Origin of the sequence: uncultured Shewanella sp. (assembly GCF_947497935.1) — a bacterium.
In the GTDB taxonomy this organism is placed as follows: Bacteria; Pseudomonadota; Gammaproteobacteria; order Enterobacterales; family Shewanellaceae; genus Shewanella.
This window is the reverse complement of record NZ_CANMIO010000017.1, coordinates 24,944-43,849: the sequence shown is the minus strand read 5'-3', so window position 1 is coordinate 43,849 and position 18,906 is coordinate 24,944. Positions and strand designations below refer to the sequence as shown.

General features: G+C 42.0%; 15 protein-coding genes. 10 read left to right on the top strand and 5 right to left on the bottom strand.

Annotated features, from left to right (window positions below; genetic code table 11):
- Positions 1-2: 2 nt before the first annotated feature.
- The gene (locus Q1A86_RS16700) at positions 3-2,159 is read right to left on the bottom strand and encodes an LruC domain-containing protein (RefSeq protein ID WP_299808944.1); all 2,157 of its coding nucleotides are present in this window, start codon (positions 2,157-2,159) and stop codon (positions 3-5) included.
- 274 nt (positions 2,160-2,433) lie between these two features.
- On the opposite strand from Q1A86_RS16700, the gene bshA reads away from it, so the two are divergent.
- Genes bshA through Q1A86_RS16685 form a run of 3 tightly spaced genes read left to right on the top strand, consistent with a single transcriptional unit; the run spans position 2,434 to position 6,674 of the window.
- The gene (bshA, locus tag Q1A86_RS16695; protein ID WP_299808941.1) at positions 2,434-3,618 is read left to right on the top strand and encodes an N-acetyl-alpha-D-glucosaminyl L-malate synthase BshA; all 1,185 of its coding nucleotides are present in this window, start codon (positions 2,434-2,436) and stop codon (positions 3,616-3,618) included.
- Positions 3,608-5,818 carry a cation:dicarboxylase symporter family transporter gene (locus tag Q1A86_RS16690; protein WP_299808938.1) on the top strand — a complete coding sequence of 737 codons (2,211 nt, stop codon included), beginning with the start codon at positions 3,608-3,610 and terminating at the stop codon, positions 5,816-5,818. The genes bshA and Q1A86_RS16690 overlap by 11 nt, the downstream gene beginning before the upstream one ends.
- Positions 5,819-5,852: 34 nt before the next feature.
- Positions 5,853-6,674: a hypothetical protein gene (locus Q1A86_RS16685; RefSeq protein WP_299808935.1), complete on the top strand. Its 822-nt coding sequence runs from the start codon at positions 5,853-5,855 to the stop codon at positions 6,672-6,674.
- A gap of 107 nt (positions 6,675-6,781) precedes the next feature.
- Here the strand turns inward: Q1A86_RS16685 and Q1A86_RS16680 are convergent, their stop codons facing one another.
- On the bottom strand, positions 6,782-7,780 hold the full coding sequence (locus Q1A86_RS16680; protein ID WP_299808933.1) for a lipid A deacylase LpxR family protein: 999 nt from the start codon (positions 7,778-7,780) through the stop codon (positions 6,782-6,784).
- A 680-nt stretch (positions 7,781-8,460) separates the two neighbouring features.
- On the opposite strand from Q1A86_RS16680, the gene Q1A86_RS16675 reads away from it, so the two are divergent.
- Together Q1A86_RS16675 and Q1A86_RS16670 are read left to right on the top strand one after the other, a co-directional pair.
- The gene (locus Q1A86_RS16675) at positions 8,461-9,189 is read left to right on the top strand and encodes a hypothetical protein (protein ID WP_299808930.1); all 729 of its coding nucleotides are present in this window, start codon (positions 8,461-8,463) and stop codon (positions 9,187-9,189) included.
- 4 nt (positions 9,190-9,193) lie between these two features.
- Positions 9,194-10,720 (top strand): EAL domain-containing protein, encoded by a 1,527-nt coding sequence (locus tag Q1A86_RS16670; RefSeq protein WP_299808927.1) that lies wholly within the window; start codon positions 9,194-9,196, stop codon positions 10,718-10,720.
- Positions 10,721-10,840: 120 nt separating this feature from the next.
- Here the strand turns inward: Q1A86_RS16670 and Q1A86_RS16665 are convergent, their stop codons facing one another.
- On the bottom strand, positions 10,841-11,401 hold the full coding sequence (locus Q1A86_RS16665) for a CBS domain-containing protein (RefSeq protein WP_299808924.1): 561 nt from the start codon (positions 11,399-11,401) through the stop codon (positions 10,841-10,843).
- A 311-nt stretch (positions 11,402-11,712) separates the two neighbouring features.
- Here Q1A86_RS16665 and nfsA point away from each other — a divergent pair, with 311 nt between their 5' ends.
- The 4 genes from nfsA to Q1A86_RS16645 all read left to right on the top strand — a co-directional run bounded on the left by nfsA (position 11,713) and on the right by Q1A86_RS16645 (position 15,366).
- On the top strand, positions 11,713-12,435 hold the full coding sequence (nfsA, locus tag Q1A86_RS16660; protein WP_299808921.1) for an oxygen-insensitive NADPH nitroreductase: 723 nt from the start codon (positions 11,713-11,715) through the stop codon (positions 12,433-12,435).
- Positions 12,436-12,637: 202 nt separating this feature from the next.
- Entirely contained in the window at positions 12,638-13,165 is a 528-nt protein-coding gene (locus tag Q1A86_RS16655; protein ID WP_299808918.1) for a YbhB/YbcL family Raf kinase inhibitor-like protein, read from the top strand.
- Positions 13,166-13,242: 77 nt separating this feature from the next.
- Positions 13,243-14,052: a helix-turn-helix domain-containing protein gene (locus Q1A86_RS16650; RefSeq protein WP_299808915.1), complete on the top strand. Its 810-nt coding sequence runs from the start codon at positions 13,243-13,245 to the stop codon at positions 14,050-14,052.
- 972 nt (positions 14,053-15,024) lie between these two features.
- A complete protein-coding gene (locus tag Q1A86_RS16645; protein ID WP_202722373.1) occupies positions 15,025-15,366 on the top strand; it encodes a zinc ribbon domain-containing protein YjdM in 342 nt (113 codons plus the stop codon).
- Positions 15,367-15,803: 437 nt separating this feature from the next.
- On the opposite strand, the gene Q1A86_RS16640 is transcribed toward Q1A86_RS16645, so the two are convergent.
- A complete protein-coding gene (locus Q1A86_RS16640; RefSeq protein WP_299808910.1) occupies positions 15,804-15,974 on the bottom strand; it encodes a hypothetical protein in 171 nt (56 codons plus the stop codon).
- Between the two features lie 35 nt (positions 15,975-16,009).
- Complete coding sequence (locus Q1A86_RS16635; protein WP_299808908.1) at positions 16,010-16,342, bottom strand: hypothetical protein; 333 nt, start codon at positions 16,340-16,342, stop codon at positions 16,010-16,012.
- A 368-nt stretch (positions 16,343-16,710) separates the two neighbouring features.
- Between Q1A86_RS16635 and Q1A86_RS16630 the strand changes: the two genes are divergently transcribed.
- Positions 16,711-18,906, top strand: coding sequence for an AAA family ATPase (locus tag Q1A86_RS16630; RefSeq protein ID WP_299808905.1), 2,196 nt, complete (start codon positions 16,711-16,713; stop codon positions 18,904-18,906).

The window sequence follows — 18,906 nt, the reverse complement described above, 5'->3', positions numbered from 1 at the left end:
CATTAATGGCTAAAAATCAATGATTCATTGGCATTTTCGTACCATGTTGGCTTGGTGTTTCCTGTGGGATCGGCAGCAAAATCGACGAAATCTGTGTAGACATCATCTAGGCGTTCATTCTCTTTTGGGTGTTTCCAAGTAACAGGGATCTCGATAGCCCAGGCCATGCCGTTTTCATCTTGGAAGTATTGCTGGGCGCTTGGATCCGAGGCATCATCTCGAGCACCAAAATAATTAGTTGAGAACTTATCGGTTGGAGTCTGGTTCTTAAGGTGGATCTCTAACTGTCGACCTGGATTTTCACCGACTACATTTTTAGCAGCTAAGCCATGATCAGTATTCGGTGTGGCGAAAATAAATGGGTCATAGGGGAATGGGGGAACGAGGTTCTCATCCACAGGGCTTTCAAACGGGATCTCAAATGACCAAGAGGTTCGATAGGCTGTATCACAGCCTGTCTCGGTTCTAAGGTATAGACAACCTTGCTCGAGTGTCACGTACTGCTTTAAGTCTTGGGTGAAGACTAAGACGGCATTAGATTGCCCGGTTTCTAGGGGGGAGTCTGTTTGAGCTACGCCATCAATTGACCAGCTGATAACAGACTCTTTTATCTTGCTGCGGTCGACACCGGGTAAGTGAATGGCAAAGCCATTATGGTAAGCGGCGCCCATAGCGGCTAATTGCGCCTCAAAGCCGATACGTCTGACCTGGTTATTTTTGACATATTCGATAAGACGCAATTGAATCACTACATCATTCATATCAAAGTCACCTTGATCTGGGTAGAGATCTTCAAAGGCGAGAGTCGTGTAAGTGGAAGAGGAGGGATAGTAATTAATGGTTACGCCAGTTTCCGTTAGGGTTACGGCATAATCTTCGACCTCTCCATCACCGACGCCCCCCGTCGGGTTAATGACTTGCTGAGTACTGAGGCGAAAACGTGCCCATGTTGAGCCCGCTCTAGCCCAGCTAGGCACATCAATACTAATGCTATTTTGACCATCAACGAGACTTTCACCCACAATAGCCTGTTCGTCGGCGCTAAAACTGCCGTCTCTGTCCCAGTCGAACCAAGCATTTAGGTAACCTTCACTTCCTTTAGCGGTAACCAGTAAAATTGCGCTTTCTCCTAACTCAAATCCCGTCGGCATAGATACACCATCTTCATCATCGGAATTATCGCTACTGTCATCACTCAATGGTGATGGATAACCGTTGGACTCATTATCAACGCTGGCACCTAGATACAAGTCATCACTCATTGTGTGTCTCGCGCCGTTAGAGGCTAGGAGGGTGCCGTAGCTGTCGGGGGCATCACCGAAGTCGACATCATCTCCGAGCACGACTTCGGCTAGCGCGCAGCGGGCGCCATCATTACTCGAAGAGGCCGGGCCATAGGCGAATAAAACGGGGCTAGGTGAGGAGGCGTTTACATTGAGTTTGTAGATATAGCCATTACTGTTGTTACTGACATAGAGATTACCATCGGGGTCGAAGAACTGTGCACCGAAGGTAAAGTTGCCGGAAGTTGATGTAATGACGGTACCTAGATTTAATGCTTCCCCCGTGGCGGGGTTGATTCGTAAGAGATCCCCAGAAGCGCCATTACTGATACTGTACAGGTAGCCATCGCTGGGATGAAAGGCGAAGTCGGTGATATTGTAGGTGGCAAAGCTGCTGCTACCTGGTACCAGTGTCATGCTGTAGCTGTCGGGATCATCCAGCGGAATTTTAAATAGCCCCTTGCCTTTTCTATAGCCATACCAAACATTGTCATTGATGGCGATATCACCCACAAAGAAGTTACCTGCTGAAGCCGAAGCTGCATCTTTACTGACACTCAGTGCCGTTATTTGATAGTCATTACCGGTGCGTCCGAGTGAGGCACTGGCGTAATCCCAACCGTAGAGATAATTATCATGGTAGTTAAAACCTACGCCGTTATAGCCGTTTCCAGTTCCCATATCTTCCGATAAAACCACATAGCTACCCGTAGCCAAGTTAACGCCGTAGCTTTTTGGAGTATTAGATTGTTTTTGGATGACAAAGGCTTCTGTAGGACATGCACTAAAAGGGTCCGATGCACTGACGTTGATAGAAATCAATACACTGAGAATTAACGGGGAGCAGATTAATGGAATTGGCTTGGCTATTTTCATAATGCATCTCTCGCTGTTAGCTAATCAATATAACTGGGAACAGCATAATTTATGCCATTAGAATTTATATTGTTTATTCAGTTAGTTAATTCGTTTATCTAGATAGGCTGAAGGTGGGCTTTTGCATTTTGCAAATCAATAAGGACCACAAGATCGAGTGCATATTGCCAACTTACTGAGTGTATTAATGATTAACTTGGCTTAAGTGATTAAGGGTGCTAAGTTTTCTTAAGCTGTAACATTCTTTTAACTGTTTTATGATGGTAAGGAATTTATGTCGAAGATGCGCATAGGGATAGTGTGCCACCCCAGTATTGGTGGTTCAGGGCTGGTGGCAACAGAATTAGGGCTTGGGCTTGCTAAGCTTGGTCATGAAGTGCACTTTATATCGAGTGTACGCCCTTTTAAATTAATAGAAGACTCCGACAGGTTATTTTTTCACTCGGTAGAAGCAATTAATTATCCACTATTTTCTGATCCGCTATATACCTTTGCATTAACGGCTAAAATTATTGAAGTCGTAGAGCAATTTAAGCTCGATGTTGTACATGCTCACTACTCGATCCCCCATTCTCTATGTGCCTATCTCGCTGGCGAAATTACCACCCATAAATTTCCAACAGTAACCACGATTCATGGCACTGATGTCACCATCGTTGGCCAAGATAAACCGCTTTACCCTCTCAATCGCTTCAGTATTCATAAAAGCACCAGAGTAACGACTGTGTCGGACTTTCAGCGCAACTACATCTATAGCCATTTTGATGAGACAAAGCCGATAGACGTGATCCATAACTTCATTGATTTAGCCGTTTTCTCACCTGATTTAGCCGATATTAACGTTCGTCGCAAAATGGCGAAAGATGACGAGAAAATCGTTATGCATGTATCAAATTTTAGGCCGTTAAAGAACAGTGATACGGTGATCCGCTCCTTTCACTTGTTGCAGCGAAAGGTCAAGGCTCGACTAGTCTTGCTCGGCAGCGGGCCTGATATTGATAGTATTAAGCAACAATGTGAAAAGCTGGGAATTTTAAAACATGTCACTTTTATGGGGGATGTGACTCATGTTGAGCACTACCTGCCAAATGCAGATTGCATGATCCAACCTAGCTATCGTGAATCTTTTAGCATGGTACTGCTTGAAGCGATGGCCTGCGGTATTCCGACGGTGAGTAGTAATGTCGATGGGATCCCTGAGGTTGTAGATGATGGACAGACCGGGTTTATGTTCGACCCCGATGATGCGATTGCAATGGCTAAGGCCATGGAGCAGATTTTGTTTGAGCCGGAGCGGCAAAAGCAGATGGGACATGCAGGTAGGCTGCGGGCTGCTAAGCTTTTTAATCCAGAGGCTAAAATTGAGCAATACCTAGCCTGCTACCTTGAAGCAATAAATGATTGCCAAGGTAACTCTTCATCACAGCAGGCTTTACACGGAGACAGTAATGAGCAGTAAAACGGATACCATAGAGCCAGAAGCTAACCACAATGAGCAAGAAAAACCCAAACAGAAGATGAGCATGTCGACTCTGGTTTTATTGTCGTTTGCGGCAGGCATTATTGCAGGGTTATTTTTTGGTGAGATGTTGGCGTGGATGTCTATCATCGGCGATGCATTTATTAAACTGCTACAGATGACCATTATTCCCTACATCATAGTGTCCTTGGTCTCGAGCCTTGGTAGCCTGACTATGGAACAGGCTAAATCTTTGGGGGTGAAGGTCGGTAAACTAATGCTGGTGATCTGGGCGCTTGGTTTGCTGAGTATGTACTTTATTAAATACACCTTTCCTGATTGGCAGGCGGGGGAGTTTTTTAGCTTAACTGCCCTAGAAGATCCTAATTCGGTGAACTTGCTCGATATCTATATTCCGTCCAACCCATTCTTTTCATTATCGAACAGCTATATCCCTGCGATTGTGCTGTTTTGTGTGGCCACGGGTATTGCACTGATCTCTATCGATAACAAAGACTCGCTTATGAAGCCGATGCAGCTGCTTGGAGAGTCGTTTAATAAGGTGACACAAAGCATCGTTAAATTAATGCCTATTGGTATCTTTGCGATGACGGCAGCCACCGCAGGGACAATGGACTTTGATGAGTTCCAAAAGCTACAGGTCTATTTTGTTGCCCATGTGGTGATGACCATCATTCTGACTTACTGGATATTACCGGCTATTTTAGTGGTGATCACTCCTTTCTCCTATCGAGATATCACGGGAATTGCAAAAGATGCGATGATCACAGCCTTTGCCGCGGGTAATATTTTTATCGTAATTCCTATTCTAATTGAGCGCACTAAAGAGTTATTTCATAAATACAATATCGGCAGTCAGCAAAGTGATGACTATGCCAACATCATTATTCCTGTGGTGTTCAGCTTCCCAAATCTTGGCAAATTACTCACCATAGTCTTTGTGTTATTTGCCGCTTGGTTTTCAGGTAAGGAACTGGATTTTTTAACTTACTTGCCTATGTCACTAAATGGTTTAGTGAGCCTGTTTGGTAGTGTTTATTTGACTATTCCTATGCTGCTTGATTCGCTCGAGCTTTCTTCCGATCTCTTTCAGTTGTATATGGTTTCGAGTCTGTTCACCAGTCGTTTTACTTCCCTGCTTGCCGCGATGAATATCTTTATCTTGGCTATTGGTGGCACAGCCATGTTGGTCGGTATTGCTAAGGTGAGTATGAAGCGATTAGCCATAGTTAGCCTACTCACCCCTGTGGTGTTTGGTGTGAGTTTACTGGCAACGAGCTGGTTATTAAGCTCTATCGTCAATACAGAGTATGAGATGGATGAAGTCGTCGCGCAGATGAGTGCGGCAGAGAAAGTGCCTGATCAAGTCACTGCTTATAACTGGGCTGACTTAGCCGAAGCGGATGGGCCTCGCAACATGCAACAGATTAGAGAAAGTGGTGTGCTAAGAGTGGGGTATAATCCGACTCAAGTCCCTTTCTCTTTTTATAATGCAGAGCATCAGCTTGTTGGGTTCGATGTTGAGCTAATGAAAAAATTAGCGTTAGAACTAGAGCTTAAAATCGCATTTGTACCTTATACCTTTACCAATGTATTAGAGGGGATCAATCAAGGGCAGTTTGATATTGCCATATCGGGTTTGCAGATGACAACCAAGCGAATCGAGCTGGTGGGTTTTACTACTCCAGTGCTCGACTTGCACTATGCATTTGTGGTGAAAGATCATCGGGTTGATGAATTCAAAACCGACAAGTTAATCCGAGAGGCCGACCAGATCAGAATTGCCACAGTAGGGCGTTATTCTATTATCCCCAAGTTAGAGGAGAAGTTTCCCAATATCGAGTTTGAGACCATTGAGTCAGACCGATTGTTTTTTGAAGATGGCGGCAAGACTTGGGATGGGCTTATGATAAGTCTCGAAGCGGGTAAAACCTGGACCATCTTATATCCAGAGTACACCACACTTTATAATCGTAAAGAGATTAAGTCCTTTCCTGCGTCTTACGCGGTGGCTCTTGACAATGCCTCGTTGCAAACCTTTTTAAATAGCTGGCTGGAACTGCAAAAGTCATCAGGTTATGTAGACAAACTCTACGGCTATTGGATTTTAGGTGAGAATGCCAAGCCTCAAGAGCCCCGCTGGTCGGTAATAAAGGATGTGCTGCGTTGGGTGGAATAGCATTTTGGCGCTTATGGTTAAGGGAGTATTGTTGGTGAAGATACCTATTACTGTATTACTTATGTTGGCCATCCATTCTGCAGCCTTTGCCAATGAAGAGTACGAGATTGGCCCCGACTCTTATGACGAGAGCAATGATGGGTGGAACTATTTAATTGCCTTTCCCATGGTTTGGGCACCTGATATTTCAGGCTCTATTGCTGCCGATGCAGACAGAGTCGATATCGATGTCCCTTTCAAAAGTATCATTGATAACCTTAACTTCGGTGTGATTGGGGAGCTTTACGCACAAAAAGGAGATTGGCTCTATAGCCTTAGGGTTAACTATTTAAGAGTTAAAAGCGATAGCCAAACAGAGGGTCTTAAGGGGCCTATCACTGGCGGTATTATCTCACCTGGACATAATATTGAAACCGACATGCACTTAGCCGTTAATGACTTTCTAGCAGGCTATGAAGTGACGCCGGGTTTTCGATTGTTTACCGGCGTACGCCATGTGTTTAGCAAAATCGATCTGAATATTAAGCCTCTGAGCGACGATGGACTTATTAACATTAATGCACAAGTCCCCATTGCCGATGAACACCTTTTTGACTGGTTAGTGGGGGTGACCTACCGCTACTGGCTCACTGAGTCTTGGGGGCTTTCGGTAGGCGCCGACACTAAAATCTATGGTGATAACGACAGGGATTACGGCTTTAATGCTGCGGCGTTATACCGTTTCGGGGATCTACATAATGTTTGGGTTGGTTATCGTTATTTGCAGATAGGTAACGACAGTGAGGTCGATGGCGTGCAGTATGAGATGGACTTCATTGAAAAAGGCCCACAGCTAGGTTGGGCCTTTAGTTTTTGAGCCTTGTGCGATCCTGAGATAAGTTTACATATTTGAGCTTATCTCTTATCTCACATTGTTATTCTATCTTCTATCTTCTATCTTCTATCTTCTATCTTCTATTTTTGTTATAGCACAAAGCTGTAACTCAGCACACCATAACCATGCCATCGGTTTGGATCCGGTTCATACTCAGGAGTGTAAACCTCAAAACTCCAACTGACAGACCAAGTGGGAAACGCCCAAATCACGCCTGTGCTGGCTCTGGCTTGTTGATGTTTCATTTGCACATAAGAGTCGTAGGGCACATCACCGTCGATGCTGAGATCGTTAAAGCGATACCCTGCTTGCGCCCGAGCATATACAGTCCAACTTCCATCAGTGCGTGCTGTAGCACTGAATTGACCATAATGACCTGCATGACTACTGAGTTGACCAAATGACTCGGCTAAGTCATCTCCCCAGCGCAATGTAAAACCTAGATTTGCCTCAGAGCGGAAATTACCCAGCATGCTATGGCTATAGCCACTGAGTTCCCATTGGCTATCATCTGTCGCATCTCGACGTAATGCCAGTACATCTGCTTCGTAAGCCAGTTGCAGAGTGAGTTGATTCTCGACTTGATATTGCCAACCTTGAGGAAGAGTCGACGGGGTGATCCTATGAACCCACTCCTGCATGGTTTGCGCACCAGATGCAGGGCCAATAACGCCAATGCTAAACCAGTTTTTTTGTGCGAAAGTTTCATTATAACTGCCGGTAAAGCTTTCTAGTTCGAGTAGGCCCGCATAGGGACGATCATTTGGCTGGGGGTAATCATATTCAATTTCACTCGGGGTCCACATTCTTTGGTAGATCTTGGCTCCCCATTGCACCGTCTTACTCTGGCTTGAGAATTGTAATTTCTGTTGCCAGCTAAATGGCCAAGGAGCTTGGGTAAAATCAGCTTGAGGAAGAGCTTGCCAACCAAAAACGAAACCATTGGAGTAATCGCCATCTTGGCCAATCACCACATCGTTATCAAAACTTAAGTGCCATTGATCGGCATAGGAGGAAAAGGGAGCACAGATAAGTAGGCTCGCTAAGCTTAATCTGCTCAGCGTTTGCGAATTCGATAAGAAGGTCAAAGCATGACTCCTCAAAGGTCAGGGATGTATGATTTCAGGCTAAGATCTACATAACGCTAACTCACCCAGAATAACGTTAAATAATACTGTGACGCAAACTAAAATCATGTCTTGTTGCTAACCTAAATATAGCCTGTTATTTGCCTCAGCTCTTTACAAGCTAGCACGTAAATCATTTAACGTTAATCATTTAGCACTAAAGGATTAGCACTAGTCATTTAACGCTAATTCTTTAGTGACAGTCGATTCAATGCTGCCTGTCATTGATAGTATTCGGCAGAATTGATATCAGCATTTAGCTGTCCTTAGTTATGGATAGAACGCTGGGGCATTGTGATTTTTATTTGCGTCAGTCGGTGGTCGGGCTACGCTGATATTAAGTTTGAATCATTACGACTCGGTAATTGATTTGCCATTAACGTCCTCCTTCAAAGGCTAAGGTAGCGCCATTATCACCACTCCTATGCAGCATGGATCCTATGGTTTATAAGGCCTGCTTCTTTGTGACTATCAGTTTGAATATATAGAAAGTAATAAGCATTAGTTTTTCTATTGTAAAATTTATACGGCTGTTTGGTTTTTATACTAGATAGTTGTTGAGTTTATCTTCAAATAGGCGTAAATTCGCGCCCCTATTTGAGCGATTGGCTCTTTATTCATTTTAAATCAGAAACTTTTAGATGAGCTGTATTTTCAATCATAGTTGTATACAAGCAAGTGGAGCGCTAAAGCAGAACTGCTCTTTAGATAGAGAAAGTAATGCTGGGAAAGCATGTTTATATCACTTTTGTGTGAGTCATATCCGTGACCGAAAAGGCTCACTTTGCGGGGTAGAGATAAAATCAATCTGGTTAGAAGAGCAACTTGAGTATCGCCCTTTACCTCATTATTACCTTACCCATATTCATGAGTTGGAAAGTATGCTCAGGAGTCTGAGTGTTCGCTTGGACCAAGATAGCAATATAAAACAGCAAAATGGCCAAATATTTCTGGCTATAGAGCGTATTTATCTGTTGGATTCTGCAGTGATTAAAGCTTTGATTTCATTAGCCGCTGTTTTACGTCGATTAGAAATGAAGTTAGTGATAATACTGAACAATGGTTGCAAAGATTTCAGTCTATACACACCTCAGGTTAAATACCTCTTGAATGATGCTGGAATTAAATTTTGTCTGGTCTGTAGGTTTGATGAAAACTTACAGACGCTCTATCCATTTGATTACTTAATGTTTGATAGTCAAGACTTGAAGAAAGCATTAAATAGTCAAAAGGATAATGAAATAGTCGACTCATTATTTACAATGAGAGAGAGAGGTTTTTCTCTCATTCTGTCAGGGATCTCTGCTGATGAGTGTAATACTACTTGGTTAACTCTACCGTTTAGCAGCTTTCAATCTGTGAAAGCATAGCGATATGCTTAGCCAATTCTTAAACCAACGACATGTCTCTTGGCTTATTTTTGCCTTGTTTATGCTGTGTGGAGTCAGCTCTTATATTCTGACCCAGTGCGATATTTATATAAGATTAGAGGCCAGAGTCGCTGAATTTGATAACTATTATCAAAAAAATCTAGAAGCCGCGAATCGCAGTTTAATGGCGGTCAATAAGCGCCTACAAAAAGTAGAAGCAAATAGTTGCTCAATAGAGGTGGTGGATACGCTTAAGGAGTATATCTTAACTTCAGAAGGGCAAGCGATTGTTTGGGTGCAGTTTAACGATAAAGAGCTTATTTGCTCCGCATTAGGCGCTTCTCCGTTACCAAGACCACAATATTATCGCGTGATAGATTCCTTGGAAAATGGAATGCACATCTATCAAATGGAAGCGGGTCGTAATCTGAATGCGAAGAAGCTCATTTATGTTGGACGATACACAGACCAATATCGTTGGTTTATTGGTATTGATGTGTTACCTAATATACAAAATGTGCTAGAACATTGTTTGGTTTGTGGTGGCATCAGTATCCAGCTTGATGATAACAATGAACTTTTTAGAGTTAACCAGCACGATTTAAATTGGGGGACTTTAGAGTTCACCTCTGAAAGAACCGGGCTGAAATACCGTTTTTTTGTCAGTTATTATGCCAAGGCTTTGTTATGGAGTACGTATTTTTTAGCCACCGTTGTACTCTTTAGTGTGTTTATTAGCGGTTGGTATTTTCTTAGGGGGATAGTCACTCAATATTACTGGCATCGTCTATTTGTTGCAGCATTGAGTCGAAGGGAGTTTTATCTCGCCTATCAACCTATTTTTGATACTGACAAACTCACTATCTTTGGTGTTGAGGTGTTATTAAGGTGGTCGAAGCCCGATGGCACCACTCGCAATACCGGAGAGTTTATCGGGATCCTTGAGAACGACCCTATTATGTCCGAGGTCACTCGTTGGGTGGTTAAAACTGCCTTGAGTGAACTTAAAGAGCAATTAGATGGCAAGCTTATAGGCTGGTGCAGTATCAATGTCAGCGCAGCTGAAATCGAACAGGGCCAGATGTTGCCGTTTTTACAGGAGTTAGTGCAAGAGGGCTATCCGGTAGAATACTTGAGTTTTGAGTTGACTGAACGGATGCCTATGAATAACTGGCAGCAACTTGAAGACTTTATTCAAGCATGCCAAGCACTAGGATGTAAGGTCAAATTAGATGATGTAGGGACTGGCTATAGTGGTAGTCTATGTTTGCAGAATTTGGATTTTGATTATCTGAAAATCGATCAGCAATTCGTTGGTCACTTAGGAACCCCCGAAAGCAAACTGTCTCTAATTGAGTCATATATTGCGATTGCTAAAGAATTAAATATTAGTGTTATTGCCGAAGGAGTGGAAACCTTGGCTCAGGCTGATATTTTAAAAGTACTTGGCGTTAATCTGCAGCAGGGCTGGCTTTATTCGAAGGCATTACCTGTTAGAGAGCTTGAATCATATTTACTTAAAGCGGTATAAATTCGCTATCGTGAGATACAAAAGCCTGAGTGTTATTACATTCAGGCTTTTTTGTAGTCAGATACTCTCAGATACCCAAACAACGATTCAATTTGGCTGCTGAAAATTAGCCAACTAGAGCTACCTCGTAGCCTTGAAAATCTGGATAAATGATGGCGGCTGCTGAATATCAATCGGGATATTCAGCTTTCTTGCCACATCATTGGCGGCAATTAAACCTCTAATATGATGCAGTTCATGGTCGATGACTAACATGTGGTGCAGGCCATTCTCTTGTAATGCTCGGACAACATCGCTGACATCGGCAGTCGTCACTTGATGGTAGTCTAATGCCATTAAGTCTTCTCGTGGCACCATCATATCTGTCACCTGAAGATCGGAAATATGTCCCGAGTTTTTGGTCGCTAATTTCATCATCTTACTATGAGATAACTCATACTGAGTGATAATGCCGAGAAAACGGTTACTTTTATCGACGACGAGTCGCATAAACGCATGAGTCTTCACCATTATGTCTGCGGTATCTACCGCGCTAGCGGATGAGTCTATAACCATAGGCTGAGAATGGTCAAAATCAGTAAAAATAGATAGAGCAGGGGAGTTGAGGTTAGCTGAATACTCTTTTTGTGACCACATCAAGTGATCGATTGAAGCTGTGCTAAATAGTTCTAGGTTTCTCATCAGAATACTCCATGGGTATAAATGGCTGACGGAGATGGCAAAATGTGATCTCTGCATCATATGTTTATTAACCTATTCCTGTAGTAGTAACAGGTCAATAAAGATGAATCACATTTAATTTTAGTTAAGCATCTGATGTAGTTGTTGATATTTTGCTCTTTTGTTTCACTGTTTCCTGTCTGAATCTGAATTTATCGGTTAGTTCATAGCAGGCTTTAGAGTAGAAAAGGGTTTTCTTTTTAATGCTTTAGGTTGCGGCATGTATGAAGGGAAAGTAGGCTGTTATTTCAAACCTTAAAAATGAAATAATCATGAATCACACCATAGAAACCATTTTGCAGCATCGCTCGATTAGGCACTTTACTGAGCAAAAGATCGAAGCAGAAAAATTGGAACTCATCCTACGTTGTGCCAATGCCGCCTCTAGCTCTAGTTTTATACAGTGCAGCAGTATTATTAGGGTCACCTTGCCAAGCATCAGAGCCAAGTTGGCTGAACTTGCGGGTGGGCAAGCCTATGTTGAATCGGCAGCTGAGTTTCTGGTTTTTTGTGCCGACTTTAACCGTCATCAGCAAATACAACCAGATGCCAAACTTGGGTTTACTGAGCAAACATTAATAGGTGCAGTCGATACCGGTTTAATGGGGCAAAATGCCATGTTAGCGGCTGAATCTATGGGGCTAGGTGGTGTGTATATTGGCGGGATCCGCAATGATCCTCAGCAAGTTACAGAGCTCCTCGATTTACCTAAACATGTATTGCCTTTATTCGGTATGTGCCTTGGGTATCCCGCTAAAATGCCGCAGCTAAAACCACGCTTACCCTTGAGTATCGTGATCCATCAAGAGCGTTATCAAAGCTTAGATAAGCAAGAGCTTGCGAAATACGATCAGCATATACAAGCCTATTACGCCAGCAGAAGCAGTAACAATAAACAGACCTCTTGGTCCGAACTAATCAAGGCGACCCTGAGTAAGGAGTCGAGACCCTTTATGCAAGCCTATATAAACGGGCAGGGCTTTAACATTAAGTGAGTCTTTAATAGGGGGAAGGTGCGCTGTGCTGTTTGCCGTTTTATCTCGAACTTTATGAGTGCATTTATATGGAAATTCATGTTTATTACAGAAACTGTCACTATAATAGTCTATATACTTCATTGTGATTGTTTATGTTAATTATTGTTCTGGTTTTTGACTAAACTAGCTACATACTCACCATGTAATCTAGGAAAAAACAATGAAACGTCTTGCTTTATCTATCGCCTTAATTGCTTTTTCGGCTCATAGCTACGCCTTAGAGTTAACAAGTTCAGATATCAGTGAAGGACAGTTGATGTCGTCAAAGTTTGAATACAAGGGCATGGGCTGTGACGGTGGTAATCTTTCGCCTCAGCTTAGCTGGAGTAATGCACCAAAAGGGACTAAAAGTTTTGCCATTACCGCATTTGATCCAGATGCACCAACAGGCAGTGGCTGGTGGCACTGGACTGTACTCAATATACCAGTTGCGACCACATCGTTAGAGCAAGGTGCATCAGGCAGGCTTAAAATCGGTCATGAAACCAGAACCGATTATGGCAAGCCAGGCTACGGCGGTGTTTGTCCACCAGAAGGCGATGGCATGCATCGTTACCAATTCACTATTTGGGCGCTTCCTGAGGCTAAAATTGATCTGCCAACGGATATCTCCCCAGCAGTTGTGGGTTTCACTCTTAATAAAATGGCACTAGATAAAGCGGTATTAACTGCAACCTATGTGCGTTAGCCACTTATTTCGGTGTAAATAGCTGCAGTAAATAGCTTTTGTAATAAAGGTTAGTGCCATTAAGGAGGAGAGTAAGAGTGACACCATTGGTTCAGATTGAGCGTTTCTATGGGCAGAAATCGCAGCCTTTACGTAATGTACCTATATATACACCAAGTATTATTGCGGTGACATCTGGCGTGAAAGACCTGCTTTGGCAGGGAGAAACCCTAACATTCGATTCTAACCATTGGCTGCTTGCCTCTTCCGCACAAGCGCTCACCTTTGTTAATGAGCCATATCAGAATAAGTTTCAGTCTATTCAGCTGTCATTTCTCTCTCCCCCTTCGAAATGGGTGTTAAAGCAGCCAGCTAACCTAGAGACAAGTGATTTAACGGTTTTGAGTTCACCGAGTCTCAAGGTGGATGACAGCTTAAACTTTGCGTTTTCGCAGCTTATCGCTATGTCAGCACAAGGTTTAAGTTCAGCCGTTCAGCAGTGTTACTTGGATGCTTTTTACCTACAGCTCAATGAGCTAGGAGCTTTATCTAGACTGTTTGAGGGAGAGTTGTTATCTCTAAGAGAAAAGGTAAGCCGCTATTTGTCAGCCGAACCTGGGGCTAATCATACAATTGAAAATACCTGTAGCCATTTTGCTATGAGCCAAGCCACCTTTATGCGTCACCTAAGCAAAGAGGGTACCTCATTTAGAGTGATCTTAGCTGAAGTTAGAATGCTGTTTGCCATCGGCACAATGCAATCGAGAACGGCTAGGAACGTTACTCCATTGTCACAACTTGAGTTAGCGATACGATGTGGTTATCAATCAGAAGCACGTTTTAGCCAGCGTTTTAAAACACAGTTTGGGATCTCACTAAAGCAATATATGAAGACTATCAGGGATTAAGACCTTATTTAAATAGTGGTTTAAAGCGGGGCGATAATAAGCCATGTTATCAGCGAAAAATATTGTGAGCCCAGCTTAGTAGCGGCTTAAAAATAGACTATACTAAATAATGAAAAGCGTATTTTAGACAATGACTATTGCGTAAGTAAGTAGTAAGTCGGCTAGCCAAGCACTTTAGGTTTGTGTGTTTGTAGGTGTGAAAGTTAGCTTTTGTGAGTAGGTAAAAGGTCATGGCTCTAAGAGCAGCAACCGTGTTAGTTTCTGGGCTTATAGCGCGGTCAACGAGGGAAATAGCATAACCCTGTTGTGAAAGATAGCTACCCCGACGCGCTTTTCACTCATTCTTAAGGCTCGCTTATTAGCGAGCTTTTTTGTGGCTGACTTCCTACTAAGCTCACTAGATTAGCTCGTTACAACAAACCTCGACAATGAAAACTCAGCACTCACACCCAATTCTCAATTCTTAATATCTAATGCTCCTTTGTCGAAGTCCAATTGTCTATACTGAACCCTGCACGGCGTTAAGCTTGGAAGTGCAAGCAAATAGCCGCTGTTCTCGTTTGTTGCAGCGCATATGGAGTCGATATAGGTACAACTCGAATAGGCCTTTGCTAACGACTATTATAAGGAAGGTTGTAGAGTCTTGAGCTCTCAGCTTAGAACGATGATCCTAGAGCCTAGAGTACGCTGTTTACGATTAAATAGGCCGTTAATAGCGGGTGGAAATTGAGAGGTCAGTGGCACTTATGACTCGTTTACGGGCGTAAACCGAACTTTTTGAGGTGAAAATGATAACTTGATCATGTCTGGCTCGAGGCAAAGGGAGGCGTGTTCACAGGTCGGCGGTTTGAACCTAGCTGATATTCAAAATATTGATTATAATATATCTTTGAAATGCGAGTCGTGCGATGGTCATTTTACAGTGGCTTATCGAGTATGGCTCAGTAGATTACTTATTAAAGAGAATATACCATGAGCGCAATGCCACCATGCCCAAAATGTGAGTCTGAATATGTTTACGAAGACGGCTCAAACCTAGTTTGCCCTGAATGTGCTCATGAATGGAACCCGAACGAAGTTATCGTCGATCCAGATGCAATCATCTTAAAAGATGCTGTAGGCAACCTATTAGCAGAAGAAGACAAAGTTACGCTAATCAAAGACCTTAAAGTTAAAGGTTCATCGCTAATCCTGAAAGTAGGTACTAAAGCGGTTATTAAGCGTTTTGTCGATGCAGACCACGATATTGACTGTAAAGTTGATGGCCACGGCCAGATGATGCTTAAGTCTAAGTTTGTTAGAAAGCAAAACTAATTGCTTTGAAATATAAGCTGATTTGATATGAAAAAACCTGCCAAGTGCAGGTTTTTTTGTAACTGAAATTGATAGTCAGGCTATAGCAATATCGAGAACGATTTAGCATACATACTTAACTGTTGATATTTTAGGAACTTAATAGTTATCTAAAAAACTTGTTTATCAATTAGTTAGTGGCTATTTCTTTTGTATGGATTCTAAGGTGGGCAAACAGCAGATACAAAAAAGCCGCTAAATCCGTCTGGTAGGGATTTAGCGGCCTTTGAAGGTTATTGCTAACCTAGTATTGGTGGAGGCGGCGGGGCTCTATTTGATACCTTAAAGCGTTGTTATTATTCGGGTTGTTTGCCGGTTGCTTTTGTTGGTGTTTCATTGGGTGTTACATTGGTTTGATGGTACAAATACTATTTTAAGAAGCAACCCAAATTATTTTCCTATTTAAAAGGATTCGCACAACGATAAATGCCCTGAAGATCTCTGTTAGCAGTTACCAGGTCAAGAGCCGTTTCTTTGGCAAGTTTTACCCACTCGATGAAATCACTGGTTTTAAAAGGTTTTCCATTACCAAAGCTCTCAACAATAGCTTTTACTTCACAAGTATCCATTTGAAACTCCATTTTTCAATGCTGAACAGCATGAGTCACTGCCAGTTTTTTGAGAACCTACCATGCTGATTACGTTTTGCGAGGCCGGTATGGGTTATTAGCCATTGTATAGTTGTTGAATTAAACGGTTTTGACTTTGGCACAATATTCCTAATAGCTTTAGTGCTTAGCTCCCCGGTACTGAGTACCGCATAGACGTCCACCAGCTCGTTCTTTGAAATATACTTCTTATTGTGTTCTCCAACACGATAGTAGATGTTTCCATTTTGCATGATTGCTAATATTTCTGACGTTACTTTCGGTTTCTTGATGATGTCACCAACGTTAATTCCAGCATATATTGTTGATATGAACTCATTCTCGGTCATAGCCAATACGGTCCTTGTTTCTATAGGGAAAGTCAAAGCTGCGCGATAAGAAATGATCTGATCTTAGTCCACTTTTCACAGGATGGTTAGTTCTTCAATCCTTGAGCTAAATCCTGTGTTTCCTCAGTAAGTTATGGCACAATCGAAATTTAAAAATCTGTCTGTAACTGCCTGTAACTGTTTGTTATTTATCTAGAAGGATTTTGTTAGATGATGGGCATCAATAAATTAAAACTGACTGAAACCGATAGAATTATTAAGTTCGATGAGCTAAAGGTATTTTGCAACTAAATTATAGTTCGTTCAACTGATGCTCAAACCACCAAATTCACCGTACCGACGCCTTGGGCGAACAGGCCATATAATCAATGAGTAACACAGACATTACCTATAGTTTTGATGTCGTCAAAGACCTTTCAGATGCAGAACTTTATCAACGTTTATTTGAATGTTGGGGTATCACCAATGGCAAGATTGAAGTATGGGGGGAATTGACTACTAATGCTGAAGGTAACTGGGCTGGCATTAAAAAATCAAGGATGACGAGCGATAGTCAATATATTGAATATCCATTAGTTGGAAAAAGAGACCTACAGTCCGGAGCATTTCTTAGCCCTCTGATAGCAAAAGGTATTTTAGGTGAAGATAAAAGTGCGATGATCTCATGTGAATTGTCTTTAGCTTCGTCATCATTGCGTAATAAGAAAAACAACCCGTTTCTTTTAGCGGTAAAGGGGGAAACGATTGAGCGTTTAGTCGAACTTCCACTAATAGATAAAGAAGATTTACTTGGAAGTGAAGGGGGGACTCTTTTACGAGAAACGCTCTATAGCTTACAACTTAAATTATTAAAAGATGATTTAGAGCATGAAGCTAGATTGTTAGCGCAGTCCCTTGATACAAAAAAGCTCAATATTAATTCTGAGATAAAGCAGCTTGATGAGTCACTCAATTCACATGCTGAAAAATTAGAACAAACAAGACTTAAGGCAGAGAGCTTACAATCTAGAAATCTTGAACTGGAAAGTACCAATTTCGCAATAAATAGAGCTGTAGCTGAAAAACAAGCTGAACTTACTTCTTTGTTAGACCAATATAAACAGACCGAGATAGAAATGGCCAAAAAAATTGAAAAGCTAAAATCTTATATTTCTGAAAAAGCCGTTTTTCTAAAGGACTTTGAGTTCATCGATGAAGATGATTTCGATAGCTTTATCTTTGAAGTGACTAAGAGCCGTGGAACTGAAGATATGATCAGCTTTTCAGGGATACTCGACGGTGATTATAAGCAAGCAGTCTCATACATTCAGGCTTATTTAGAAAAACAGCATATTCTTTATCCACGCCATATCATCGAAAACTACCTTACGCTTATTCGCTCAAACGATTTAATCATATTGGCAGGTGATTCAGGGTCAGGTAAAACCAGCTTGGTGCAGTCGTTTGCCAAAGCTGTTGGTGGTGTATCTAAAATTATTCCAGTAAAGCCAAATTGGACAAGCTCAGAGGATTTACTCGGCTACTACAACCCACTAGAAAAAAAGTACCTAGCCACACCATTTTTGGAGGCTTTAATTGAAGCGCAACAAAATCCAGAAGTCCCTTATTTTATCTGTTTAGATGAGATGAATTTAGCAAGGGTTGAATACTATTTTGCTGACTTCTTATCAAAACTAGAAGATAGGGAAAATACACCTGAAATACAGCTTTATTCTGATGATGAATCTGCGCATGTACTATCTGAACTAAAAGCAGTGGTGGCCATCATTTCAGGGGCAAGAGAAAAGTACTCTCAAGATGGGCTGGTCGACTTTGTGAAGCTAATGCAGGATGAAGCCGTCAATACTGAAATGAAGCGTGCTTTTGGCTTTAGCGATAAAGATTCACTAATCAAATATCATGGCGATATACGCCGTATGCTCGTAGGCATTATAAGCACACCATCAACAATAAAAATTCCTGCAAACGTTCGAATCATTGGTGCGATTAACATTGATGAGACAACTCATTACTTGTCGCCTAAAATTCTTGATCGCGCACATATCATGAAGTTTAAGAGCCCACTTTTAACTGATTGGGACGAGATATTTGCTGAAATCGATACCTATGACTTTGATGATGTTTCAAAACCTTTGTTTATGGAGGTTGAAGAGCTAGGTGAAAGAGCCCCTTATCCAAGCTTTAAACGAGACGATGATTTTTGCCAGCTATTTGTTGAACTCAATAAAGAGTTTTTTAGCCCTCTTGATGTTGAGTTTGGTATGCGTACCATTCGCCAAGGACTTAACTACCTTGAGTTGTTCTCGGAGCTGAATTCAAGCCATGAACAGGCGATTAATAATTTTATTATCCATAAGGTGCTACCTAAGTTTACCTTTGACGGTAATAAACAGTCTGGAAACTTCAACAAGCTAGACCTACTAGAGAAAGTACTTCTACCTAAACTTGAAGAACTGATAACAGAGCATGAATCAGTTTCAAGTGAGTTCTCCAGCGTAGAAGGGCTGAGAGCTATTATTGAGAATGCAAAATCGAATGATGGCGTGGTTAATTACTGGGCTTAA